At 70.8% G+C, this 25,143-nt stretch carries 21 protein-coding genes; 17 read left to right on the forward strand and 4 right to left on the reverse strand.

Translation table 11 applies throughout. The features are described 5' to 3' along the window. Nucleotides 1-110 precede the first annotated feature (110 nt). Nucleotides 111-1,751, forward strand: a complete 1,641-nt coding sequence (gene betA / locus ACTMTI_RS29020) for a choline dehydrogenase (RefSeq protein WP_441123718.1) — start codon at nt 111-113, stop codon at nt 1,749-1,751. 42 nt (nt 1,752-1,793) lie between these two features. Here the strand turns inward: betA and purU are convergent, their stop codons facing one another. Next, a complete protein-coding gene (gene purU, locus ACTMTI_RS29025; protein WP_441123719.1) occupies nt 1,794-2,657 on the reverse strand; it encodes a formyltetrahydrofolate deformylase in 864 nt (287 codons plus the stop codon). A gap of 226 nt (nt 2,658-2,883) precedes the next feature. On the opposite strand from purU, the gene ACTMTI_RS29030 reads away from it, so the two are divergent. From ACTMTI_RS29030 to ACTMTI_RS29075, 10 genes are all read left to right on the forward strand, one after another. Next, on the forward strand, nt 2,884-4,344 hold the full coding sequence (locus ACTMTI_RS29030; RefSeq protein WP_441123720.1) for an aldehyde dehydrogenase family protein: 1,461 nt from the start codon (nt 2,884-2,886) through the stop codon (nt 4,342-4,344). A gap of 36 nt (nt 4,345-4,380) precedes the next feature. Next, nucleotides 4,381-5,442: a quaternary amine ABC transporter ATP-binding protein gene (locus ACTMTI_RS29035; protein WP_441123721.1), complete on the forward strand. Its 1,062-nt coding sequence runs from the start codon at nt 4,381-4,383 to the stop codon at nt 5,440-5,442. Next, a complete protein-coding gene (locus ACTMTI_RS29040; RefSeq protein ID WP_441123722.1) occupies nt 5,439-7,436 on the forward strand; it encodes an ABC transporter permease subunit in 1,998 nt (665 codons plus the stop codon). The genes ACTMTI_RS29035 and ACTMTI_RS29040 overlap by 4 nt, the downstream gene beginning before the upstream one ends. A gap of 40 nt (nt 7,437-7,476) precedes the next feature. Continuing rightward, a complete protein-coding gene (locus tag ACTMTI_RS29045; protein ID WP_441123723.1) occupies nt 7,477-8,454 on the forward strand; it encodes an ABC transporter substrate-binding protein in 978 nt (325 codons plus the stop codon). 182 nt (nt 8,455-8,636) lie between these two features. Next, nucleotides 8,637-11,039: a GcvT family protein gene (locus ACTMTI_RS29050; RefSeq protein ID WP_441123724.1), complete on the forward strand. Its 2,403-nt coding sequence runs from the start codon at nt 8,637-8,639 to the stop codon at nt 11,037-11,039. A gap of 13 nt (nt 11,040-11,052) precedes the next feature. Continuing rightward, nucleotides 11,053-12,309, forward strand: a complete 1,257-nt coding sequence (gene glyA / locus ACTMTI_RS29055) for a serine hydroxymethyltransferase (RefSeq protein WP_441123725.1) — start codon at nt 11,053-11,055, stop codon at nt 12,307-12,309. Next, nucleotides 12,306-13,535, forward strand: coding sequence for a sarcosine oxidase subunit beta family protein (locus ACTMTI_RS29060; protein WP_441123726.1), 1,230 nt, complete (start codon nt 12,306-12,308; stop codon nt 13,533-13,535). The genes glyA and ACTMTI_RS29060 overlap by 4 nt, the downstream gene beginning before the upstream one ends. A gap of 9 nt (nt 13,536-13,544) precedes the next feature. After that, on the forward strand, nt 13,545-13,823 hold the full coding sequence (locus ACTMTI_RS29065; protein ID WP_441123727.1) for a sarcosine oxidase subunit delta: 279 nt from the start codon (nt 13,545-13,547) through the stop codon (nt 13,821-13,823). Beyond that, entirely contained in the window at nt 13,820-16,837 is a 3,018-nt protein-coding gene (locus ACTMTI_RS29070; RefSeq protein ID WP_441123728.1) for a 2Fe-2S iron-sulfur cluster-binding protein, read from the forward strand. The genes ACTMTI_RS29065 and ACTMTI_RS29070 overlap by 4 nt, the downstream gene beginning before the upstream one ends. Further along, nucleotides 16,830-17,396, forward strand: coding sequence for a sarcosine oxidase subunit gamma (locus tag ACTMTI_RS29075; RefSeq protein WP_441123729.1), 567 nt, complete (start codon nt 16,830-16,832; stop codon nt 17,394-17,396). The genes ACTMTI_RS29070 and ACTMTI_RS29075 overlap by 8 nt, the downstream gene beginning before the upstream one ends. Before the next feature lie 73 nt (nt 17,397-17,469). Here ACTMTI_RS29075 and ACTMTI_RS29080 read toward each other — a convergent pair whose 3' ends face one another. Then, nucleotides 17,470-18,522 carry an aldo/keto reductase gene (locus ACTMTI_RS29080; protein ID WP_441123730.1) on the reverse strand — a complete coding sequence of 351 codons (1,053 nt, stop codon included), beginning with the start codon at nt 18,520-18,522 and terminating at the stop codon, nt 17,470-17,472. A 135-nt stretch (nt 18,523-18,657) separates the two neighbouring features. After that, entirely contained in the window at nt 18,658-19,218 is a 561-nt protein-coding gene (locus ACTMTI_RS29085) for a TetR family transcriptional regulator (protein ID WP_441123731.1), read from the reverse strand. Between the two features lie 76 nt (nt 19,219-19,294). Here ACTMTI_RS29085 and ACTMTI_RS29090 point away from each other — a divergent pair, with 76 nt between their 5' ends. Further along, a complete protein-coding gene (locus tag ACTMTI_RS29090) occupies nt 19,295-20,044 on the forward strand; it encodes an SDR family NAD(P)-dependent oxidoreductase (RefSeq protein WP_441123732.1) in 750 nt (249 codons plus the stop codon). Nucleotides 20,045-20,133: 89 nt separating this feature from the next. Here the strand turns inward: ACTMTI_RS29090 and ACTMTI_RS29095 are convergent, their stop codons facing one another. Further along, complete coding sequence (locus ACTMTI_RS29095; RefSeq protein WP_441123733.1) at nt 20,134-21,582, reverse strand: MFS transporter; 1,449 nt, start codon at nt 21,580-21,582, stop codon at nt 20,134-20,136. A gap of 98 nt (nt 21,583-21,680) precedes the next feature. Here ACTMTI_RS29095 and ACTMTI_RS29100 point away from each other — a divergent pair, with 98 nt between their 5' ends. The 5 genes from ACTMTI_RS29100 to ACTMTI_RS29120 all read left to right on the forward strand — a co-directional run bounded on the left by ACTMTI_RS29100 (nt 21,681) and on the right by ACTMTI_RS29120 (nt 24,881). Next, a complete protein-coding gene (locus ACTMTI_RS29100; RefSeq protein ID WP_441123734.1) occupies nt 21,681-22,112 on the forward strand; it encodes a MarR family winged helix-turn-helix transcriptional regulator in 432 nt (143 codons plus the stop codon). Between the two features lie 102 nt (nt 22,113-22,214). Then, nucleotides 22,215-23,036, forward strand: coding sequence for an SAM-dependent methyltransferase (locus tag ACTMTI_RS29105; protein ID WP_441123735.1), 822 nt, complete (start codon nt 22,215-22,217; stop codon nt 23,034-23,036). A 96-nt stretch (nt 23,037-23,132) separates the two neighbouring features. Then, on the forward strand, nt 23,133-23,978 hold the full coding sequence (locus ACTMTI_RS29110; protein WP_441123736.1) for an FRG domain-containing protein: 846 nt from the start codon (nt 23,133-23,135) through the stop codon (nt 23,976-23,978). Between the two features lie 170 nt (nt 23,979-24,148). Next, nucleotides 24,149-24,466, forward strand: coding sequence for an STAS domain-containing protein (locus ACTMTI_RS29115; RefSeq protein ID WP_441123737.1), 318 nt, complete (start codon nt 24,149-24,151; stop codon nt 24,464-24,466). Between the two features lie 238 nt (nt 24,467-24,704). Then, entirely contained in the window at nt 24,705-24,881 is a 177-nt protein-coding gene (locus ACTMTI_RS29120; protein WP_441123738.1) for a hypothetical protein, read from the forward strand. Nucleotides 24,882-25,143: the final 262 nt, after the last annotated feature.

Genomic DNA, 25,143 nt, shown 5'->3' on the forward strand with positions numbered 1-25,143 from the left:
TACAGGGAACTCCCGTCGAACGTAACACCAAAAGATCTCATGTTGCATCTAGTGAAACGCAGTGCGTATAGCGATACGATTTGGTGAAACGTGCGATGAGACGAGGCACTATGACGTCACACCAGTACGACTTCGTCATCGTCGGAGGCGGCTCGGCGGGTTGCGCTCTGGCCAACCGGCTCTCCGCGGACCCTGCCACGCGCGTGCTGGTCCTGGAGGCCGGCCGCCCGGACTATCCGTGGGACGTGTTCATCCACATGCCCGCGGCCCTGCCCTTCCCCATCGGCAACCGCTTCTACGACTGGCGGTACGAGTCCGAGCCCGAGCCTCACATGGGCGGCAGGCGGATCTACCACGCCCGCGGGAAGGTGCTCGGCGGCTCCAGCAGCATCAACGGCATGATCTTCCAGCGGGGCAACCCGATGGACTACGAGCGCTGGGGCGCCGACCCGGGGATGAAGAACTGGGACTTCGCGCACTGCCTGCCGTACTTCAAGAGGATGGAGAACTGCCTGGCCGACCCGGACACCCCCTTCCGCGGCCACGACGGGCCGCTGGTGCTGGAGCGCGGGCCCGCCGGCACGCCGCTCTTCGGGGCGTTCTTCGAGGCCGTCCAGCAGGCGGGTCACCCGCTCACCGACGACGTCAACGGCTACCGCCAGGAAGGCTTCGCCCGCTTCGACCGCAACATCCGCGGCGGCCGCCGGCTCAGCGCCGCCCGCGCCTACCTGCACCCGGTGCTCAAGCGCCCGAACCTCACGGTCAAGACGCGCGCGCACGTGTCGAGGGTCCTCTTCGAGGGCACGCGAGCGGTCGGCGTGGAGTACGACGGCGGCACCGTACGCGCCAAAGAGGTCATCCTGTGCGGCGGCGCCATCAACTCGCCGCAGCTGCTGCAGCTGTCCGGCGTCGGCAACGCGCGGGAACTGTCCGCGCTGGGCATCGGCGTGGTGCACGACCTGCCGGGCGTCGGCGAGAACCTGCAGGACCACCTGGAGGTCTACATCCAGCACGGCTGCTCCAAGCCGGTGTCGATGCAGCCCAACCTGCAGAAGTGGCGCCATCCGTGGATCGGCGCGCAGTGGCTGTTCCTGCGCAGGGGTCCCGGGGCCACCAACCACTTCGAGGCCGGCGGCTTCGTCCGCAGCAACGACGACGTCGGCTACCCCAACCTGATGTTCCACTTCCTGCCCATCGCCGTCCGCTACGACGGCTCGGCGCCCGCGGGCGGGCACGGCTACCAGGTGCACGTCGGGCCGATGTACTCCGACGCCCGCGGTTCGGTGAAGATCAAGAGCACCGACCCGCGGCAGCACCCCGCCCTGCGCTTCAACTACCTGTCCACCGAGCAGGACCGCCGCGAGTGGGTGGAGGCCGTCCGGGTGGCCAGGGACATCCTCGGGCAGCCCGCGCTGGCCGAGTTCAGCACCGGGGAGCTGTCGCCGGGACCGTCCGTCGCGACCGACGAGGAGATCCTCGACTGGGTCGCGAAGGACGGCGAGACGGCCCTGCACCCCTCCTGCACGGCCAAGATGGGGATCGACGAGATGTCCGTGGTGGACCCGGAGACCATGCGGGTGCACGGCGTCGACGGGCTGCGCGTGGTGGACGCCTCGGTCATGCCGTACGTCACCAACGGCAACATCTACGCGCCGGTCATGATGCTGGCGGAGAAGGCGGCCGACCTGATCCTCGGCAACACCCCGCTCCCGCCCGAGACCACCGAGTTCTACCGGCACCAGAAGACGTGAAAGGAGGCGGTGGGCCCCACCGCCTCCTCCTCGTGCGTTCTGTCAGCGGAAGACGACCGTGCGGTCGCCGTTGAGCAGCACACGGTGCTCGCTGTGCCACTTCACCGCGCGGGCCAGCACCTGGGCCTCGACGTCCCGGCCCGCCGCGCTCAGGTCGTCGGGGTCGAGCTCGTGGTCCACCCTGGCGACGTCCTGCTCGATGATCGGGCCCTCGTCGAGGTCGGCCGTGACGTAGTGCGCGGTCGCGCCGATGAGCTTCACTCCGCGCTCGTGGGCCTGGTGGTACGGCTTGGCGCCCTTGAACCCCGGCAGGAAGGAGTGGTGGATGTTGATGGCCCGGCCTTCCAGCCGCTTGCACATGTCGTCGGACAGGATCTGCATGTAGCGGGCGAGCACCACGAGGTCGGCGTCGTACTCCTCGACCAGCTCCAGCGTCCGGGCCTCCGCCTCGGCCTTGGTCTCGGAGGTCACCGGCACGTGGTGGAACGGCACGCCGTAGGACGACGCGAGCGGCTCCAGGTCGGGGTGGTTGGAGACGATCGCGGGGATCTCGATGTTCAGCCCGCCCACCTGGCGGCGGAAGAGCAGGTCGTTCACGCAGTGACCGAACTTCGAGACCATGATGAGCGACCTGGTGGGGGTCGCGGCGTCGTTGAGCCGCCAGCTCATCTGGAAGGAGTCGGCGACGTAGGTGAAGCCGGCGCGCAGTTCCTCCAGCCCGTGCTGGGCCGCGAAGTGCACGCGCATGAAGAAGCCGCCGCCCCTGCGGTCGTTGAACTGCTTGCTCTGCAGCATGTTGCCGCCGTGCTGCACCAGGAAGCTGGTCACCGCGTACACGATGCCTGGCTTGTCGGCACAGGAGACCGTGAGGATGAACTCGCGTCCAGGATCGGGCCGAGGAGACATCGCACCTCCTAGCGTTGCGCATTACGCAAAATGGTGACCTATGCGCAACAGAGTGTCTCTCCAGGCATACTTCAGTCAAGGGGCCAGGGCGTGACGCAGCGGAAATAACACTGAGGCGATTCGTCAAGTGATTTCCGCTAGCCCTTGACGAATGCGTGGAGGGCAGTCAATCCTGTTCCTCACTAAGCAGTGTCTTGCGCCATACGCAACGATCAGAGGTGTGCCGATGACCGATCTCTATATCGGCGGCACGTGGACCAAGCCAGCCGACGGTGGACAGCGCACTCTTCACTCGCCCGCCGACGGCAGCCTCGTTACCACGGTCGCAGAAGCCACCGCGACCGACACCCTGACCGCGATCCAGTCCGCCAGGCAGGCCTTCGACCAGGGCACGTGGCCCGCGACCCCCGCCCGCGAGCGCGGCGCCCTGCTCTTCAGGGTGGCCGATCTGCTGGAGCGCGACCGCGCGGCGTTCGCCCTCGCCGAGTCGGGCGACACCGGCAAGCGCCTGGTGGAGAGCGAGTACGACGTCGACGACTGTATCGCGTGCCTGCGCTACTTCGCCGGCGTCGCGGGCACCGACGCGGGCCGCGTGGTCGACACCGGGCGTGACGACGCGATCAGCCGCATCGTCTACGAGCCGGTCGGCGTGTGCGGCCTGATCACGCCGTGGAACTACCCGCTGCTGCAGGCGACCTGGAAGGTGGCGCCCGCGCTCGCCGCCGGCAACACCTTCGTGCTCAAGCCCAGCGAGCTGACCCCGAGCACCGCGATCCTGCTGATCCGCGCGCTGGAGGAGGCCGGGCTGCCCGCGGGCGTCGCCAACCTGGTCCTGGGCGCCGGACCGGCGGCGGGCGCGCCGCTCGCCGAGCACCCGGACGTGGACCTGGTCTCGTTCACCGGCGGCGTGGGCACCGGACGGCGGATCATGGCGGCGGCGGCCGCCACGGTCAAGCGGGTGGCGCTGGAGCTCGGCGGCAAGAACCCCAACATCGTCTTCGCCGACGCGGACTTCGAGACCGCGGTCGACTTCGCGCTCACCGCCGTGTTCCTGCACTCCGGCCAGGTCTGCTCGGCCGGGGCCCGGCTGCTGGTGGAGGACTCGCTGCACGACGCGTTCGTCGACGAGGTCGTCCGGCGGGCCGAGCTGATCCGGCTGGGCGGGCCGTTCGACCCCGAGGCCCACACCGGCCCCCTCATCTCCGCCGCGCACCTGGCCAAGGTCGAGGAGTACGTGGCGGCGGGGCTCGCCGAAGGCGCCGTCCTGCGCTGCGGGGGGCACCGGCTCGACGGGCCCGGCTTCTTCTACCGGCCCACCGTGCTGGACGAGTGCAAGCAGGGCATGCGCGTGGTCCGCGAGGAGTCGTTCGGCCCCGTGCTGACCGTGGAGCGCTTCACCACCGAGGACGAGGCCGTCCGCCTCGCCAACGACACCGAGTACGGCCTGGCGGGCGCCGTCTGGACCCAGGACGCCGGCCGGGCGCAGCGGGTCGCGGGCCGGCTGCGGCACGGCACGGTGTGGATCAACGACTACCACCCCTACGTTCCCCAGGCCGAGTGGGGTGGGTTCAAGCAGTCGGGCATCGGCCGCGAGCTCGGCCCGACCGGCCTGGACGAATATCGCGAGATCAAGCATGTGTGGCAGAACACCCGCCCGCGCCCCCAGCGGTGGTTCCCAGCGAACTGACGCTCCTACGACCGCTCCGACGACCAAGAGGTAGTCATGACCGTGCCGTCAGTGGACGAACGTAGTGCACTCGACATCGACGCCCCTCCCGTCCTATCCGTGCGCGGCCTGTGGAAGGTGTTCGGCCTCAAGGCCGACAACGTCGTCGGCAGCACGCTCACGCGCCAGGAGCTCAAGGAGCAGACCGGCTGCGTCGCCGCCGTCCGCGACGTCTCCTTCGAGGTACGCCGGGGCGAGGTGTTCGTCGTCATGGGCCTGTCCGGCTCGGGCAAGTCCACCCTCGTCCGCTGCCTGACGCGGCTGATCGAGCCCACCGCCGGCGAGGTCCTGCTCGACGGCGAGGACGTGCGCAAGGCCGACGACCGCCGGCTGCGCGAGCTGCGCAGGCACCGCATGGCCATGGTCTTCCAGCACTTCGGCCTGCTGCCGCACCGGTGCGTGCTCGACAACGTCGCCTTCGGGCTGGAGATCCGCGGGGTCGCCAAGCGGGACCGGTACGAGCGGGCCCGCGAGGTGGTCGGCCTGGTCGGCCTCAACGGCTTCGAGAACTCCTACCCCGACCAGCTCTCCGGCGGCATGCAGCAGCGCGTCGGCCTGGCCCGTGCGCTCGCGGCCGACCCCGAGGTGCTGCTGTTCGACGAGCCGTTCTCCGCGCTGGACCCGCTGATCCGGCGCGAGATGCAGAACGAGGTCATCCGGCTGCACCACGAGGTCGGCAAGACGATGGTCTTCATCACCCACGACCTCAGCGAGGCGCTCAAGCTCGGCGACCGGATCCTCATCATGCGCGACGGCGAGCTCGTCCAGGTGGGCACGCCCGACCAGGTGGTGGGCGCGCCGGCCGACGACTACGTCAGGGACTTCGTCAGCGACATCCCGCGCTCGGACGTGCTGACGCTCCGGTGGATCATGCGCCCGCCGCAGGCCGGCGAGCCGCTCGACGGGCCCGAGCTCGGCCCCGACGTGGTCATCCGGGACGCCGTCCACGCGGTGCTCTCCGCCGACCGGCCGGTGCGGGTCACCGACGGCGGGAGCCTGCTCGGCGTGGTCACCAGCGCGGAGATGCTCGAGGTGATCGCCGGGGGACAGCACCCATGACGGCCGCCTCCGTGACCACCTCCTTCGTCGCCCGGCTGCCCGCCCGCAGGTATCTGGTCGCCCTCGTGATCGCGTTCTGGGCGGCGGGCTGGGCGCTGCTGAACGGGCGCGACACACTGACGCTCGGCGGAGCGGAGCTGACGCCGCTGCACACCGCGCTCAACACGGCCATGGACGCCATCGACGACGGCCGCAACAGCAACCCGATCTTCCTCTACTTCATCAACTACATCCGCCTCTTCCTCGACGAGGCCGTGACGTTCGTCCAGGCGCTCATCAGCCAGCCGTCCATGGGCCGGCCGCTCCCCGTGCTCGGCTGGCTCGGCGTGGTCGGCCTGGCCGCCGCGGTCGCCTGGTTGTACGGCAACCTGAGGGTGGCGCTGCTGACCGCCGCCGGGTTCCTCTCCTTCGGCGTGCTCGGCCTCTGGCAGGAGAGCATGGACACGCTGGCGCTCACGCTGACGGCGGTGGCGCTGTCGCTGGCCGTCGGCATCCCGCTCGGAGTGTGGGCGGGTCTGAGCGACCGCTTCCACCGGCTGGTCACCCCGGTGCTCGACTTCATGCAGACCATGCCGACGTTCGTCTACCTGGCGCCGCTCACTCTGTTCTTCCTCATCGGCCCCGCCAGCGCGACGGTCGCCACGATGATCTACGCGATCCCGCCGGCCATCCGGATCACCGCGCACGGCATCCGGCAGGTCTCGACCGACACGCTGGAGGCCGGCGCCTCGCTCGGCGCCACCTCCGCCCAGGCGCTGTGGCACGTGCGGTTGCCGATGGCCAAGCAGACCATCATCGTCGGCGTCAACCAGACCATCATGGCCGCCCTGTCCATGGCCACCATCGCGGCGCTCATCGACGCGCCCGGCCTGGGCCAGACGGTCCTGAAGGCGCTGCAGACGCTCGACGTCGGGACGGCGTTCAACGCCGGGCTGGCCATCGTCATCATGGCGGTGGTGCTCGACCGGGCGACCTCCGCGGCCAGCCGCCGCGTGGAGGCCGCGCGCCGGGCCGGGCGGTTGCGCACGGTGCGGGGCCGCCGCCTGGAGGTGGCGGGCGTCCTCGGCGTCGCCGCCGTGCTGGGCTACCTGTCCTACACCTACGTCTGGGCGGCGGAGTTCCCCATCGACGCCAACCTCGGCACGTACGTGCGCCGCGCGGCCGACGCCGCCAGCCTGTGGGTGCAGGACAGCCTGGGCACCTACACCGACGCGGTCAAGAACCTGCTCACCAACGGGCTGCTCAACCCGTTCCAGGCGCTGTTGAGCGGCTCCCCCTGGTGGCTCGTGACCGCCGTGGCCGTGGCCGTCGCCCTGCTGGTGGGCAGCGCGCGGGCCGCGCTGGCCACCGCGGCCGGGCTGTTGCTGCTGGTGGCGCTCGGGCTGTGGCAGGACAGCATGGTCACGCTCGCCTCGACGCTCGTGGCGACCATTCTGGTCATGCTGCTCGGCATGCTCGTCGGAGTGTGGATGGGCCGCAGCGACCGGGCCGACATGGTGCTGCGGCCCGTGCTGGACGCCGGGCAGACCATGCCGGCCTTCGTCTACCTGGTGCCCATCCTCGGCCTGTTCGGCCCGACGCGGTTCACCGCGATCATCGCGGCCGTGGTGTTCGCGGCGCCGGTCGCGATCAAGCTGGTCGCCGAGGGCATCAGGGCCGTCTCCGCCACCACCGTCGAGGCCGCCACCTCGGCGGGGGCGGGCACCTGGCAGCTCATCTCCAAGGTGCAGCTGCCGATGGCGCGCAGCGCCGTCACCCTGGCGGCCAGCCAGGGACTCATCTACGTGCTGTCCATGGTGGTCGTCGGCGGCCTGGTCGGCGCGGGAGCGCTCGGCTACGACGTCGTCGCCGGCTTCTCGCAGCACCAGTTGCGGGGCAAGGGGCTGGCCGCCGGGCTCGCGATCGTCGTGCTCGGCATCGTGCTCGACCGCGTCATGCGGGCCGCCACCCAGCGGGCCGACAGGGCGGCGCACGGCGGATCACATCAGAACTGAACGACACCGGCCGCCGGCCGGAGGAAAACAGGAGGACCAGGTGGCAGTTACCAGGAGTGGAAAGGTCCGGGCCGCCGCGCTCGTGACCGGCGCCGGCCTCCTGCTCACCGCGTGCGGCGGGGCGAAGGTCGGTGAGGTCCAGACCGCGGCGAGCAGCGGCGCCAAGGGCTGCGGCACCGTCAACCTCGCGATCAACCCGTGGGTGGGCTACGAGGCCAACGCGGCGGTGATCGCGTACGTCGCCGAGAAGCAGCTCGGCTGCAAGGTGGTCAAGAAGGACCTGAAGGAGGAGGTGGCCTGGCAGGGCTTCGGCACCGGCGAGGTCGACGCGGTCGTCGAGAACTGGGCGCACGACGACCTCAAGAAGAAGTACATCGACGACCAGAAGGTGGCCGTGTCCGCCGGGCCGACCGGCAACAAGGGCGTCATCGGCTGGTACGTGGCGCCGTGGATGGCCAAGAAGTACCCCGACATCACCGACGGGAACAACCTCAACAAGTACGCCTCCCTGTTCAAGACCTCCGAATCCGGCGGCAAGGGCCAGCTCCTCGACGGCGATCCCTCGTTCGTCACCAACGACGAGGCCCTGGTGAAGAACCTCAAGCTCGACTACAAGGTCGTGTACGCGGGCAGCGAGACCGCGCTCATCACCGCCTTCCGCCAGTCGGAGAAGCAGCAGAAGCCGATCCTGGGCTATTTCTACGAGCCGCAGTGGTTCCTGTCCGAGCTCCGGCTGGTCAAGGTCAACCTGCCCGCCTACAAGGAGGGCTGCGACGCCGATCCGGAGAAGGTGGCGTGCGACTATCCCCCGTACGAGCTCGACAAGATCGTGAGCAAGAAGTTCGCCGACTCGGGCAGCCCCGCCTACACCCTGGTCAAGAACTTCACCTGGACGAACGACGACCAGAACCTCGTGGCGAAGTACATCGCGGAGGACAAGATGTCGGCCGACGAGGCGGCCGCCAAGTGGGTGGCCGACAACCCCGACAAGGTCAAGGCCTGGCTGCCCAGTAGCTGAGATCCTCCCCCTGCGCCCGGCCCGGTCGACGACTCGATCGGGCCGGGCGCGCGCGTGTCCGAAGAGAGCTGCAAAACCGTACGGAATAAGACAGAACGCGCCCTTGACACCCGGAACGCGGCGAGCGACGCTTGTTGCGAAAAGTGCGCTTGGTTGCATATGTCGCAACAACGGAGGTGGCTATGACGGGCCAGAGCGTCGTCATCATCGGCGCGGGTGTGGTCGGCGCGGCTCTCGCCGACGAGTTGTCCGCCCGCGGCTGGACCGACGTCACCGTCGTCGACCAGGGAGACGTACCCGCCACCGGCGGCTCCTCCTCCCACGCCCCCGGTCTGGTGTTCCAGATCAACGGGTCGAAGACCATGACCGAGATGGCCCGCTACACCGTCGAGAAGTTCGTCGAGCTGGACAGCTTCCACCAGGTCGGCGGGCTCGAAGTGGCAACCACCACCGAACGGCTCGCGGAGCTGCGCCGCCGGCAGGGCTGGGCCGCCTCCTGGGGAGTCGAGGCCCAGCTGCTCTCCCCCGAGGAGTGCGTGGCCCGGCACTCCCTCCTCGACCGCGACAAGGTGCTCGGCGGGCTGTACATCCCCACCGACGGCCTGGCCAGAGCGGTCAGGGCGGTCGACGCGCAGTTGTCGCGGGCCCGCGAGCGCGGCGTGCGGGTGCTGCCCCGGCACGAGGTGCTGGACGTCAGGACCGAAGGCGGCCAGGTCACCGCGGTGGTGACCGACCAGGGCGAGATCCCCGCCGACATCGTGGTGTGCTGCGCCGGGATCTGGGGCCCGCGGGTGGCCCGCATGGTCGGCATGGAGCTGCCGCTCACCCCGCTCGCCCACCAGCTCGCCTGGACGGGCCCCGTGCCCGACCTGGCCGGGCAGACGGCCGAGGCGTCCCGGCCCATCCTCCGCCACCAGGACGCCGACCTGTACTACCGCGAGCGCTTCGACACCCTCGGCATCGGCTACTACGGCCACCGCCCCATGCCGGTCGACCCCGACGACATCCTGTCCGTCGACGCCGCCGAGGTGATGCCGTCGGTGCTCACCTTCACCCCCGACGACTTCGCCGACGCCTGGTCCGAAACCCAGGAGCTGCTGCCCTCCACCCGCTCGGCCAAGGTCGAGGAGGGCATCAACGGGCTGTTCTCCTTCACCACGGACCACCTGCCGCTGATGGGCCAATCGCGCGAGGTCAAGGGCTTCTGGGTGGCCGAGGCGGTCTGGGTCACCCACTCCGCCGGAGTCGGCCGCGCGATGGCCGAGTGGCTCGTCGACGGCCACTGCACGTCGTTCGACCTGCACGAATGCGACGTCAACAGGTTCGAGCCGCACCAGATCGCGCCCGGCTACGTGGTGGCCCGCGGCTGCCAGAACTACGTCGAGGTCTACGACATCATCCACCCGCTGCAGCCGATGGAGGATCCCCGCCCGCTGCGTACCAGCCCGTTCCACCCCCGCCAGCAGGAGCTCGGCGCAGTCTTCCTGGAGGCGTCCGGCTGGGAGCGCCCGCAGTGGTACGGCGCGAACGGCACGCTGCTGCAGGGCCGCGAGATCCCCGCCCCCGGTGACTGGGCGGCCCGCTACTGGTCGCCGATCGTCGGCGCGGAGGCGCAGGCCACCCGCGAGTCCGTCGCCATGTACGACATGACCGCGCTCAAGCGGCTGGAGGTCGGCGGCCCCGGAGCCGTCGCCTTCCTGCAGCGCCTCACCACCGGCGACGTGGACAAGTCGGTCGGCTCCGTGACGTACTGCCTGCTGCTCGACACTGACGGCGGCATCCGCAGCGACGTCACCGTGGCCCGCCTCGGCCCGCAGCACTTCCAGGTCGGCGCCAACGGCAACCTCGACCTCGACTGGTTCGACCGGCATCGCCCCGCCGACGTGTACCTGCGCGACATCACCCCCGGCACCTGCTGCATCGGCGTCTGGGGGCCCAGGGCGCGCCACCTCGTCCAGCCGCTCACCACCGCCGACCTGACCGCGCTGCGCTACTTCCGCGGCACCCGTGCCTACATCGGCAACGTGCCCGTCACGATGCTCCGCCTGTCCTACGTCGGCGAACTGGGCTGGGAGATCTACACCACCGCCGACCTCGGCCTCAAGCTGTGGGACACCCTCTGGGAGGCCGGTCAGGACCACGGCGTCATCGCCGCCGGCCGCGGCGCCTTCACCAGCCTGCGGCTGGAGAAGGGGTACCGCTCCTTCGGCACGGACATGACGTTCGAGCACGACCCGTACGAGGCCGGGCTCGGGTTCGCGGTCAAGCTGGACAAGGGCGACTTCATCGGCCGCGACGCGCTGCTCGCCCGCAAGGAGTCGGTCACCCGCCGGCTCGCCTGCCTGCTCACCGACGAGGTCGTCATGGGCAGGGAGCCGGTGTACGACGGCGAGCACGCGGCCGGCTACGTCACCAGCGCCGCCTACGGGCACACGATCGGCAAGGGCATCGCCTACGCGTGGCTGCCCGCCTCCCTCGCCACCCCGGGCCGGCGCCTCCACATCGGCTACTTCGACCGGCGCGTCGAAGCCGTGGTGGCCGAGGAGCCCCTGTTCGACCCGGCGATGACCCGGCTGCGCGGTTAGGAAAGGACGTCACATGATCGACACCCCGCTGGACGTCGTGGACCCGGAGGTCCACGCCGCCATCGAGGCGGAGCTGGGCCGGCAGCGCTCGACGCTGGAGATGATCGCGTCGGAGAACTTCGCGCCCGCGGCCGTCATGGCCGCCCAGGGCTCGGTGCTCACCAACAAGTACGCCGAGGGCTACCCGGGCAGGCGCTACTACGGCGGCTGTGAGCACGTCGACGTGATCGAGCGGCTCGCGATCGACCGGGTCAAGGCGTTGTTCGGCGCGGCGGCGGCCAACGTGCAGCCGCACTCCGGCGCCCAGGCCAACGCCGCGGCCATGGCCGCCCTGCTGGAGCCCGGCGACACCATCCTCGGCCTCGACCTGGCCCACGGCGGCCACCTCACGCACGGCATGCGCATCAACTTCTCCGGGCGTCTCTACAACGTCGTCGCCTACCACGTGCGCGAGAGCGACCACCTGGTCGACATGGACGAGGTCGAGCGGCTGGCCCGCGAGCACCGGCCGAAGCTCATCATCGCCGGCTGGTCGGCCTACCCCCGCCGGCTCGACTTCGCGGCCTTCCGCCGGATCGCCGACGAGGTCGGCGCCTACCTCATGGTCGACATGGCGCACTTCGCCGGCCTGGTCGCGGCCGGCCTGCACCCCTCCCCCGTGCCGCACGCCCACGTCGTCACCACCACCACGCACAAGACCCTCGGCGGCCCGCGCGGCGGAGTCATCCTGTCCACCGAGGACCTCGCCAAAAAGATCAACTCATCGGTGTTCCCCGGCCAGCAGGGCGGGCCTCTGGAGCACGTCATCGCCGCCAAGGCCGTCGCCTTCAAGATCGCAGCCGAGGAGGCGTTCCGCGAGCGGCAGCGGCGCACGCTGGAGGGCGCGCGGATCCTCGCCGACCGGCTGCTGGCCCCCGACGCCGTCGCCGCCGGGGTCAAGGTGCTCACCGGGGGCACCGACGTCCACCTCGTCCTGGTCGACCTGCGCGACTCCGAGCTGGACGGCAGGCAGGCCGAGGACCGGCTGCACACCGCGGGCATCACGGTCAACCGCAACGCCGTGCCGTTCGACCCGCGCCCGCCGATGGTCACCTCCGGGCTGCGGATCGGCACGCCCGCCCTGGCCACGCGCGGCTTCGCCGCCGGCGACTTCAGAGAGGTCGCCGGCATCATCGCGGACGCCCTGATCCCGGGCGCCGACCTGTCGTACCTGCGCGGCAGGGTCGAAGCCCTCGCCGGCAAGCACCCCCTCTACGGAGAGGCCCGATGACGCGTCCCCCCGGAGCCGACCTGCCCGACCACCCCGACCGGCTGTGGAGCGCCGCCGAGCCCAAGGCCGCCTACGACGTGGTGATCGTCGGCGGCGGCGGCCACGGCCTGGCCACCGCCTACTACCTGGCGAAGAACCACGGCATCACCAACGTCGCGGTCCTGGAGCGCGGCTGGCTGGCCGGCGGCAACATGGCCCGCAACACCACCATCATCCGGTCCAACTACCTGTGGGACGAGAGCGCGGGCATCTACGAGCACGCGCTCAAGCTCTGGGAGGGGCTGGAGGAGGAGCTCGGCTACCCGCTGCTGTTCAGCCAGCGCGGCGTGCTCAACCTCGCGCACAGCCTCCAGGACGTCCGCGACAGCGTGCGCCGGGTGGAGGCCAACCGGCTCAACGGCGTCGACGCCGAGTGGCTGGATCCGGCGCAGGTGAAAGAGGTCTGCCCGATCGTCAACGTCTCCCCCGACGTCCGCTATCCGGTGCTCGGCGGCACCTTCCAGCCGCGCGCGGGCATCGCCAAGCACGACTACGTCGCCTGGGGGTACGCCCGGGCCGCGGCGGCGCTCGGCGTCGAGTTCATCGAGAACTGCGAGGTCACCGGGCTGCGGGTGGATGGCGGCCGGGTCACCGGCGTGGAGACCACCCGCGGCGCGATAGCGGCCGGCCGGGTGGCGTTGTGCGCCGCCGGGCACACCTCGGTCGTCGCCGCCACGGCCGGCATCGACCTGCCGCTGCAGAGCCACCCGCTGCAGGCGCTGGTCTCCGAGCTGCTGGAGCCCGTACACCCGACGGTCGTCATGTCCAACGCCGTCCACGTGTACGTCAGCCAGGCCCACAAGGGAGAGCTGGTGATGGGCGCGGGCATCGACGCGGCCAACTCCTATCGCCAGCGCGGCGCCTTCCACATCATCGAGCGGCAGATGGCGGCGGCGCTGGAGCTGTTCCCGATCTTCGCCCGGGCGCACGTGCTGCGCACCTGGGGCGGCGTCGTGGACGTCTCGCCGGACGCCTCGCCGATCATCGGGCTGACCCCGGTCGACGGCCTGTACCTCAACTGCGGGTGGGGCACCGGCGGGTTCAAGGCCACCCCCGGCGTGGGCTGGTGCTTCGCTCACACGGTGGCCCACGACGACCCGCATCCCCTCGCCGCTCCCTTCTCCCTTGACCGATTCGTCACCGGGGCGCTCGTCGACGAGCACGGCGCCGCCGCGGTCGCCCACTGAGGACGTCACATGATGCTGATCCCTTGCCCATGGTGCGGCCCTCGCGAGGAGGCCGAGTTCCACTACGGCGGGCAGGCCCACGTCGCCTACCCGGAGAACCCGGCCGCGCTCTCCGACGAGGAGTGGGCCCGCTACCTGTTCTTCCGCGACAACCCCAAGGGCGTCTTCGCCGAGCGCTGGAGCCACTCCGCCGGCTGCCGCCGCTGGTTCAACGCCCTGCGCGACACCGCGACCAACGAGCTCCACGCCGTCTACCGCGCCGGCGAGCCGCGGCCGGTGTCCTCATGAGGCGCGACAGCGGCGGCCGCATCGACCGCTCCCGCGTCCTGCGCTTCCGGTTCGACGGGCAGGAGTACACCGGACACCCCGGTGACACGCTCGCATCCGCGCTGCTGGCGGCCGGCGTGCGCCAGGTCGCCACCAGCGTCAAGCTCGGCCGTCCGCGCGGGGTGTTCTCCGCCGGCAGCGAGGAGCCCAACGCGGTCGTCCAGATCGAGGAGCCGTTCCCGGAGCCGATGCTCCCCGCCACCACCGTCGAGCTGTACGACGGCCTGGTCGCGAGCAGCCTGGCCGGTCAGGGACGGCTGGCCGCCGAGCCGGACCCGGCCCGCTACGACGCCGTCCACGCCCACTGCGACGTGCTGGTGGTCGGCGCCGGCCCGGCGGGGCTGGCCGCGGCCCGCACCGCCGCCGGCACCGGCGCGCGGGTCATCCTCGCCGATGAGCAGCCCGAACCGGGCGGCGGCCTCCTCGGCACGCCGGACGAGGTGGACGGCCTGCCCGGCGCCGAGTGGGCCGCCGCAGCCGCGGCCCACCTGGAGGGGCTGCCCGAGGTGAGGGTGCTGCGGCGCACCACCGTCTTCGGCTACTACGACGACAACTACCTGGTCGCGGTCGAGCGGCGGACCAACCATCTCGGCGCGGCGGCCCCGGCGGACGTGGCGCGCGAGCGGGTCTGGCGCATCAGAGCGCGGCGGGTGGTGCTCGCCACCGGCGCGCACGAGCGGCCGATCGCCTTCGCCGGCAACGATCTGCCCGGCGTGATGCTGGCCGGCGCGGCCCGCACCTACGTCAACCGGTACGGGGTACTGCCGGGCCGCCGGGCGGTGGTGTTCACCGCGAACGACGGCGCCTACGCGGCCGCCCTCGACCTGGCGGAGGCGGGCGTCGAGGTGGCGGCCATCGTGGACGTACGGACCGCGCCGGGTGAGCGCTGGGCCGCCCGGGCGCGCGAGCGCGGCATCGAGGTGCTGGCCGGGCATGTGGTGACGGCCGCCCGGGGCGACGGACAGCTCTCCAAGGTCGTGGTCGGCGAGCCCGGCGACACCGGCGATGGCGGCGGGAGCGTCTCACCCGAGCGCTCGATCGACGCCGACCTGCTGCTCGTGTCCGGCGGGTGGAATCCGGTCGTGCACCTGTTCAGTCAGTCTGGCGGCACGCTGCGCTACGACGAGGCGCTCGGCACGCTGGTCCCGGACGCCTCCCGCCAGGCGGTCGAGGTGGCGGGTGCGGCCGGAGGCGTGTTCCCGCTGCCCGGCTGCCTGGCCGACGGCACCACCGCCGGCGCCCGCGCCGCGTCCGCGGCCCGCTCTCCGCAGGCGGAGCCGCCGCGCGAAGCCGCACCCCCTTCGCCCGCCGAGTCCGCTTCGCCCGCCGGGTCTCCTGCGCCCGCCGAGTCGTCTTCGCCCGCCGGGTCCCCTTCGCCCGCCGAGTCGTCTTCGCCTGCCGGGACCGCTTCGCTCGCCGGGCCCTCCCTCCGGGAGGCGGCCGCGTCGCACGCCGCGGGGGCGCCGCGGGCGGCGGAGGCGGAGGCGGTCACCGCTCTGGCGTACTGGCTGGTCCCCGCGACCGACTACTCGGCGCACTTCGTGGACCTGCAGCGGGACGTGACCGTGGCCGACATCCATCGGGCGACCGGTGCGGGGCTGCGCTCAGTCGAGCACATCAAGCGCTACACCACCGCCGGCACGGCCCACGACCAGGGCAAGACCTCCGGGCTGCTCACCTCGGCGGTCGTGGCCCACGAGCTCGGGGCCACGGTGGCCGAGCTGGGCACCACGACCTTCCGTGCGCCGTACCTGCCCGTGAGCTTCGCGGCGCTGGCCGGTCGCGACCGCGGCGCGCTGCACGACCCGGTCAGGGTGACGGCGCTGCACGAGTGGCACCTCGCCAACGGCGCGCTGTTCGAGAACGTCGGCCAGTGGCAGCGGCCCTGGTATTACCCCCGCCCCGGCGAGGACCTGGAGGCAGCGGTGCTGCGCGAGTGCCGGGCCGCGCGCGAGAGCGCGGCGGCCATGGACGCCTCCACGCTCGGCAAGATCGACGTGATCGGGCCCGACGCCGGGGAGTTCCTGGACCGGCTCTACACCAACCTGATGAGCTCGCTGAAGGTCGGCTCGATCCGCTACGGCGTGATGTGCCGGCCCGACGGGATGGTCTTCGACGACGGCACGGTCATCCGCCTGGCCGACGACCACTTCCTCGTCACCACCACGACCGGCAACGCGGCCACCGTGCTCGACTGGATGGAGGAGTGGCTGCAGACCGAGTGGCCCTGGCTGCGGGTCCACTGCACGTCCGTCACCGAGCAGTGGGCCACGGTCGCGCTCGTCGGCCCGGGATCGCGCGAGGTGCTCGCCGGGCTCGCGCCGGGGCTGGCGGTGGGCGCGGCCGACTTCCCGTTCATGACCTGGCGGGAGGCGGACGTGGCGGGGATCCCGGCGCGGGTGTGCCGGATCAGCTTCTCCGGCGAGCTGGCGTACGAGATCAACGTGACCTCGTGGGACGGCCTGCGCCTGTGGACGGCCGTCATGGGCACCGGGCTGGTGACCCCGTACGGCACCGAGACCATGCACGTGCTGCGGGCCGAGAAGGGCTATCCCATCGTCGGCCAGGACACCGACGGCACCGTCACCCCGCACGACCTCGGCATGTCGTGGGTGGTGTCGAAGAAGAAGCCCGACTTCATCGGCAAGCGCTCCTTCGCACGGGCCGACACCGCGCGGGCGGACCGCAAGCAGCTCGTCGGGCTGCTGCCGGAGGATCCGGAGTTCCTGCTGCCCGAGGGGACCCACCTGGTCTCCACGGCCACGCTGCCGGCGCCCCCCGTGCCCATGCTCGGCCACGTGACGTCCAGTTACCGCAGCGCCGCCCTGGGCCGCACGTTCGCCCTCGCCTTGGTGAGGGGCGGGCAGAGCCGTGCCGGGGAGCGGCTGTACGCGCCCGTCGCGGGCACGATGGTGCCCGTCACCGTCACCTCCCACGTCCTGTACGACCCGGAAGGAGCGCGCCGTGATGGCTGAGCGCAGGAGTCCGGCCGCGGCCTACGCCGGCCGGTTCGAGGCCGCGTCGCGGGGAGAGGGGCTGCGGCTGGCGGAGCTGCCGTTCCTCACGCACGTCAACGTGCGGGTGGATCCGGCGAGCCCGGCGGCCCGGGACCTCGCGGATGTGCTGGGGGTGCCGCTCCCCGCCGAGCCCTGCACCGCCGTCACCGCGGCCGCCGGCGTCACCGTCGCCTGGCTCGGCCCGGACGAGTGGCTGGTGGTCGCGCCCGCGGGTTACCAGCCGGAGCTGCTGCGCAAGGCGCTCGGCGAGCGGCATGGGTCCATCGTGGACGTGTCGGCGCAGCGCACCACCCTGCTCGTGGCGGGCCCGCGCGCGCGTGACCTGCTGGCCCACGGGTGCGCCTTCGACCTGCACCCGAGCGTGTTCGGGCCGGGCGGGTGCGCGCAGACCATGCTGGCGCGGGCCCAGGTCGTACTGCTCCCCCGGCAGGACGGTTTTCTCGTGCTGGTCCGCTCCTCCTTCGCGGCCTACCTGTCGGAGTGGCTCCTCGACGCGGCGACGGAACACGTGACGTGAACGAGTTCGCCGCTGGGCCTGGACGACGACGGGCCGCTGCCGCGCGGGTCGTCCGGTCCCCTTTCCGTGGAGCTCACCTTGCCGCGATGAGGGATTCGATCGGCGGGTTGAGGCGGGCGAAGCCCTCCTGGCGGCGGTACGGGTAGTAGGGGTAGGCGGCCGTGGTGGCGCTGGCCGCGTCGAGCCTGGCCACCTGGTCCCGGGTGAGGTTCCAGCCGATGGCGCCGAGGTTGTCGCGGAGCTGCTCCTCGTTGCGGGCGCCGATGATGACCGAGGCCACGGTCGGGCGCTGGAGCAGCCAGTTCAGCGCGATCTGCGGAACGGTCCTGCCCGTCTCCGAGGCGATCTCGTCGAGGGCGTCGACCACGCGGTAGAGGTGCTCGTCGTCGACCGGCGGGCCGAAGGCGGCGGTCCGGTGCAGCCTGCTGCCCTCAGGGAGCGGGCGGCCGCGGCGGATCTTGCCGGTGAGGCGGCCCCAGCCGAGCGGGCTCCACACGATGGCGCCGACGCCCTGGTCCAGGCCGAGGGGTAGCAGCTCCCACTCGTAGTCGCGGCCGGCCAGGGAGTAGTAGACCTGGTGGGCCGCGTACCGCGGGTAGCCGTAGCGCTCCGCCGTCGCCAGCGACTTCATGAGCTGCCAGCCGGAGAAGTTGGACACGCCCACGTACCGGAGCTTGCCGGCCCGCACCAGGTCGCCGAGGGTGGACAGCACCTCCTCCACCGGGGTGGCGGCGTCGAAGGCGTGCAGCTGGAACAGGTCGATGTGGTCGGTGTCCAGGCGGCGCAGCGCGTCGTCGACCGCCTTGATCAGGCGGGGCCGGGAGGTGCCCGCGCCGTCCGGGCCGTCGCCCATGGGGAGCCCGGTCTTGGTCGAGATGAGGAGCCGGTCCCGCCGCCCCTTGATCGCCTGGCCCAGGACTTCCTCGGACGCGCCGTCGGAGTAGACGTCGGCGGTGTCGAACATGGTGACTCCCGCGTCGAGGGAGATGTCCACCAGCCTCCTGGCCTCCGCCACGTCGGTGTTGCCCCACGCGCCGAACAGCTCGCCCTTCCCGGCGAACGTGCCCGCACCGAAGCTCAGCGCGGGCACCTTGAGCCCGGACGCCCCCAACTGCCGATATTCCACGGATGTCTCCTTTAACGGGCCATATTTCCCGTTAGGAGAGTAGCACGCTAATGGGAGATCTGTTCCATTACGGAATGACATGGGCCGGCCCACACCCTCAGGAGCGGGGGCCGCCAATCGTCGGCGCGGCCTCGATCAGGCCTCGATCCCCTTGCGGAGCAGCACCCAGACCCGGTCGGCCGTCGCGCGCCGGTCGGGCGCCGGAGTCTTGGCGAGCGCGCCGGCCAGCATGCCGACGACCAGGACGAGGTCGTCGGCCGTGACGTCGGCGCGGACGGCTCCGGTGCGCCGGGCGTCGGGGAGTATGCCGGCCAGCAGGTTCGCCAAACGGTCGCGTACTTCGAGAACGCGGAGGTCGGGGGCGAGCGGGGGCTGGGTGACCATGTCGATGAACGCGGTCGAGGCGATGGCCTGCTCGGTGATCAGGGCCAGCACGTCCGCCAGGGTCGTGCCGGGCTCCGCGGCCAGCGCCTCCAGCTCGGTGACGCCGTCCTCGAACACGGCCATCGCGAGGCTGACGCGGTCGGGGAAGTGCCGGTAGAGGCTGCCCTGGCCGACCCCGGCGGCGCGGGCGACCATGCTGAGCGGCGCGTTGAAGCCCGCACTGGCGAAGACCTCGCGCGCCGCCGCTATCAGCGCAGCCCGGTTTTCCGCGGCGGCACTCGGACCCCTGTTCGATCGACGCGAATCCGGCACACGGGCTATCGTAGCAACCGGACAGCGATGTCCGGTTGGGAGCGGGAGAGCCCCGCCGATCGAAAAGGACGAACTCTTGAGCACATTCGACAACCGCGTCGCCCTCGTCACGGGCGCGGGCTCCGGGATCGGCAAGGCCATGGCCGTCGCCTTCGCCGAGGCCGGCGCCCGCATCGTGGTCTGCGACGTCGACCAGGGGCGCGCCAAGCAGACCGCCTCCGACCTCGGCGAGGTGGCCATCGCGGTCGGCGCCGACATCGGCGACGAGGCAGCCGTGGCCGCGTTGACCGAGGCCGCGATCAGCGCGTACGGCCGCATCGACGTGCTGTGCAACAACGCCGGAATCATGGACACCATGGCCCTGCCCGCCGACATCCGGGTCGAGGAGTGGGAAAGGGTGCTGCGGATCAACCTGACCGGCACCTTCCTGGTCACCCATGCGGTCCTGCCACACCTGCTGCGCCAAGGTGGCGGGGCGATCGTCAACACCGCCTCGGAGGCCGGGATCCGCGGGGGCGCGGCGGGGGCCGCCTACACCGCGTCCAAGCACGGCGTGGTCGGCCTGACCCGCAGCGTGGCCTGGGCGTACGCGAAGGACGGCATCCGCTGCAACGCCATCCTGCCCGGCCCCACCATGACCAACATCGCCGCCAACGCGACCTTCGACCCCACCGGCGCGGCCCGGCTCAGCCCCGTGCTCGCCCTCGGCGAGCGGATCGCCAAGCCGGAGCAGATGGCCGCCGCGGCCCTCTTCCTCGCCTCGGACGCCGCCTCGTTCATCAACGGCGCGATCGTCCCCGTGGACGGCGGCTGGTCGGCGGGCTGAACCCGCTCTTTGCGGTCCATCGTTTAAGTCAATCATATGACTTAAACGATGGACCTACTGGTGCGCGGCTCGGTTCCGTTGCCGGGGTTCTACCGCGTGCGGACTTCGTGGTCGAGGTCGGCGGGGGCGCCGGCCGGCTGGGCGGTGGCGGCGCGGCGGCCCGGGATGGTCAGGACGATGAGCGCCGCCACCAGGGCCACACCGGCGCCGATGAGGAAACCGGCACGGAAGCCGGCCTCCGAGGGCAGCGTCACCGGCCCGAGCTTCACCGTCATGTTCGCCAGCACCGCCCCGAGCACGGCACTGGCGCACGACGTGCCGATCGCACGCATCAGGCTGTTGAGGCCGTTCGCGGCGGCCGTCTCGGTACGCGGCACGGCGCCCATGATGATCGAGGGCATGGCCGCGTAGGCGAAACCGATGCCGGCGCTGACCACGGCGGAGAAGATCAGCACACCCCACGCGTACCCCATCAGGGCCAGGGACAGGAGGTAACCGGAGGCGATGACGAGCGTGCCGAGCAGCAGGGACGTCTTGGGGCCCCGGGCCGCCGACAGGCGGGCCGCCACGGGCGAGGTCGCCATCATGACCAGCCCGGCCGGCGCCATCCACAGGCCGGCCTGGACCATGGACTGCCCCAGGCCGTACCCCGTGGCCGCGGGCAACTGCAGGAGCTGGGGCGTGATCAGCGACATCGCGTACATGGCGAAGCCGATGACGATGGAGGCCAGGTTGGTCATCAGCACCTGACGGCGCACGCTGGTACGCAGGTCGATCAGGGGCGCGGGCACCCGCAGCTCCCACCATCCCCACAGCAGCAGGATCACGGCCGCGGCGGCGAACATGCTCAGCGTGATGCCGCTGGTCCAGCCCCAGTCGCTTCCCTTGGAGATCGGCAGCAGGAGCAGCACCAGGCCCGCCGAGAGGCCCGCCGCGCCGACGAAGTCGAAGCGCCCCGGCGACTTGACCGGCGACTCCGGCACGATCAGGAAGATGAGCACGGTCATCAGCAGGCCGAGCCCTGCCGCCGCCCAGAACAGCGCGTGCCAGCTGACGTACTGGGCGACGAGCGCGGCGGCGGGCAGCCCGAGAGCGCCGCCCACGCCGAGCGAGGAGCTCATCAGTCCGATGGCCGCGCCGAGCCGCTGCGGCGGCAGCACGTCCCGCATGATGGCGATGCCCAGCGGGATCACGCCCATGCCGAGACCCTGCAGGGCGCGGCCGATCACCATGGGGAGCAACGAGTCGGCGGGTGCGCAGACGAAGGAGCCGATGGCCAGCAGGAGCGCGCTGGCGATCATGACGCGGCGCTTGCCGTACAGGTCGCCGAGCCGGCCCGAGACGGGCATCGCGACCGCGCCGGCCAGGAGCGTGGCGGTGATGGCCCAGAAGGCGTTGGCGGGCGTGGTGTGCAACAGGGTCGGCAGGGTGGCGATCAGCGGGACGATCAGGGTCTGCATCAGCGAGACCGTGATGCCGGCCGCCGCCAGCACGCTGATGATCGCCCCGCTACGTGGCGCGGCGCGTGTTGAACTCATCCGTTCTCCCAATCTCGCGAATATGTGCATGATGCATATGCTGTGTAGCCTACACAGCACAAGTGGCGAGATATCCTTGGCCCCGATGGGAGGCATCCGTGCGCGACGAGATCGCTGACATCGAGCGCGAGCTCATGCTCATCGGCCGCTACAAGGAGCTGGCGGCCACGGCCGCCGCCCCCGCGGAACGCCGGCTCGAACGCAGCAGCAGCTACATCCTGCTCAGCCGGCTCCAGGCCGAGGGGCCGCTGTCGATCGGCGAGCTCGCGCAGGCGTTCGGCCTCGACACCTCGACCATCAACCGGCAGACCGCCGTGCTGCTCCGCGACGGCCTGGCCGAGCGCATTCCCGACCCCGAGGGCGGCATGGCCCGCAAGCTCCGCATCACCGGGGAGGGGCTGCGCCGGGTCGCCGAGGAGCGCGCATATCGGCTCAACGGGCTGGCCGGCGTGCTGAAGGACTGGAGCCCGCAGGAGCTGGCCTCCTTCGCCGAGGGCTTGGCGCACTTCAACGCCAGCATCGCTCGATGATCATGCCGGGCCGGGCAAGACCGGAACGCCTGTGACGGTTGATAGAAAGCGCAAAAGCCGGAACGCTAGGCGGAAAACCTCCATATAAGGGGAAGCTTGTCCATGACGGATGATTCGCGCTCGTCGAATCCGGACCTTTCCACCAGGATCGACACCAGCAGGCCGCACCAGGCCAGGGTCTGGAACTACTGGCTGGGCGGAAAGGACAACTACCCGGCCGACCGGGCGCTCGCCGAGAAACTCCGCGAGATCTATCCGGGCATGGAGGACATCGCCCGGCACGCCCGGACATTTCTGGGGCGCGCCGTCCGATACCTGGCGGCGGAGGCGGGCATCCGGCAGTTCCTGGATATCGGCACCGGGTTGCCGACCGTGGACAACACCCATGAGGTGGCCCAGCGGGTGAATCCGACCAGCCGTATCGTGTATGTCGACAACGACCCCCTGGTGCTGCTCCACGCGCGAGCCCTGCTCACCAGCGACCCCCGGGGCGCCTGCGCCTACATCGAGGCCGACGTCCGCGACACGGACAAGCTCCTGGCGGTCGCGGCCGAGACACTGGATTTCAGCCGGCCGACCGCGCTCATGCTCCTGGGCGTGATGGGCACCATCATGGCCGATGATCAGGCGTACGCGCTGGTGAAGGAGCTGATGGGAGCGCTGCCGCCGGGCAGCTACCTGGTGGTCGAAGACGGCACGAAAACCGTCAAGCCCGACGCGGCCGCGGAGGCCGAGCGGCTGCGCGACAACGGTGAGGTGTACGAGTACAAGCTGCGTACCCCCGCGGAGATCGCCCAGTTCTTCGACGGGCTGGAGCTGGTGGAGCCCGGTGTCGTGTCGGTCTCCCATTGGCGGGTGGAATCCGACGTGTTCGGGACCCCCGCCGAGGTGGACGCGTTCTGCGGGGTCGCCCGCAAACCGTGACGGCCGACTGCCCCGCCGGCATGAGCGGAGAACGCGGCCGGCGCACGTGTGGCGGTAGCGATCAGGGGAACCCGTTCCAAGGTGAAGGTGGTCACGGTGTCGTCCTGGCGCGAGCTGGATGACGCGATCGGCGATGCCGGCCACGGCGACGGGCCGGCGCATGCGCACTCCACGCTGGTCTTTCGCGGGCTGGCGAGGAGCACGTACTCGCATGTGTCCGGTCTGGCGCGGCTGGAGGGCGACTATGCCGCCGTTGAATCACACCTCATCCGTAATTTCCGGAAATACGCGCATCGGGAGGCGCCGGGTCCGACCATCTGGGACTGGCTGGCCCTGGGCCAGCACCACGGTCTGCCCACGCGGCTGCTGGACTGGACCTTCTCGCCGCTGGTGGCGCTGCACTTCGTGACCGCGTCCTGGCCGGAGGAGGACGGGGTGCTGCTGGCGGTGGACAGCGCGGGCGCACACCGGCTGCTGCCACAGCCGCTGCGCCAGGCCCTCGACGCCGAGGGCGCGCTGCTCTTCACGACGGAGATGCTCGCCGAACACGCCTCCGACCTCACCTGCTTCGACCGGCTGGGCGGCGAGCGGCCGTTCCTGGCGTTCTTCGAGCCGCCGTCGCTGGACGAACGCGTGGTCAACCAGTCGTCGGTCCTGTCCGCGTTCTCGGGGCCGACGTACCAGCTGGAGCAGTGGCTGGAGGATCATCCGGACCTGTGGCGCGCATGGGCCATCCCGGCCCACGTCAAGGTCGAGATCAGGCAGCGGCTGGATCAGGCGAACATCACGGAGCGGGTGCTGCTGCCCGGGCTGGACGGGCTGGCGGACTGGCTGCGCCGCTACTACTCGCCCGCCGGGATCGGGTACGGGAAGACCGACGGCGGCGCGTCGATGACCGGGACCGAGAGCTTGCGGCGGCGCGAGGGCCGGATGGGCGGTTGAGCCCGGCGCGGAGCCGGTGCCACGCCCGCGTCCACCAGGGAATACGTGGCTTCTAGGCCGAACCTTGGTGCAGGGTCTACCTTCGCATGGATGACGGATGCCTGGTGGTGTGCCCATGGTCGTAGTAGGCGCACTCCGGTTAAGACCTTCGGATCCGTCAGGAGATGGCTATGGACCGGCTGGACGTCAACGTGGAGATCGCGGACCGGTGCGCCGTGGTGCGGGTGAACGGCGAGGTCGATCTGTCGACCGCCGGGTTGCTCGGGAGCGAGCTGGAGAACATCTGGCACGCCGACGGCCGTTGCCGCGTCGAAGTGGATCTGCGACAGGTGTCGTTCATGGACTGTGCGGGGCTGCGGGAGTTGCTCTACGCCAAGAGGCGCCTTCGGCAGCAGGGCGGGACGCTTACGCTCGTCAACTGCTCACCCCGAGTTGATCGGCTGCTGAAGATGGCCGGGCTCGACCACCGGCTCGACGCCGTACCCTGACAGATCTTTGAGACTCGCTTCGAAGACCGCAGCCTTTCGCCTGGCCGGCCGCTCAGCGTTGGACAGGCCACGCCCGAGCACCTCCTGACCTCACGAAGAATCCGCCGCGACACGTCGCCCAGATCCCTCCACCAGCCAATCGCGCACCGCAGACATATCTACCGATATGCCGGAAATCTCCCCTTTATCTGGGTAGGGGGATCAGCGCGAACATCTTGGCACTGGAGGGGTGAGACGAATGCTGACCATAGCGTTCGTGGCCCTCATGGTGATTCCGGTTGCGGCCCTGATGCTGCTGTTGGGCATGGCGGAGATCGAAGCCGCTCTCTTCAACGGTCCTGAGGGCTCCGCCCCGGATGGCGACGAGGAAGGAGATTCGGCCAGAGCGCCACCACGGCGAAACGGCGAGAAGTGAGGCGAGGAGCCGGTCCAGACGGCCCGGCAAGTCACCGTGGTGCCCGTACGCCGCCGCCTCGTCAGCCTGCGCGGGATCATCCAGACCGCACCGAGGTGCGAATGCCGATCACCTGCAACATGCCAGGCTCGTAGGAGCCCCCCTGGTTGCGAACGATCACGCCGAGTCGGTTTGGCCGCATCGCGGGGTGGCGTTCGGCGGTCGCTGCCGAGGCCATTGGTCTGCGTCGAAGCGCAGGATGATGTTGACCTGAAGTGGACTG

The sequence above is a fragment of the Nonomuraea sp. H19 genome, from assembly GCF_052068215.1.
GTDB lineage: Bacteria > Actinomycetota > Actinomycetes > Streptosporangiales > Streptosporangiaceae > Nonomuraea.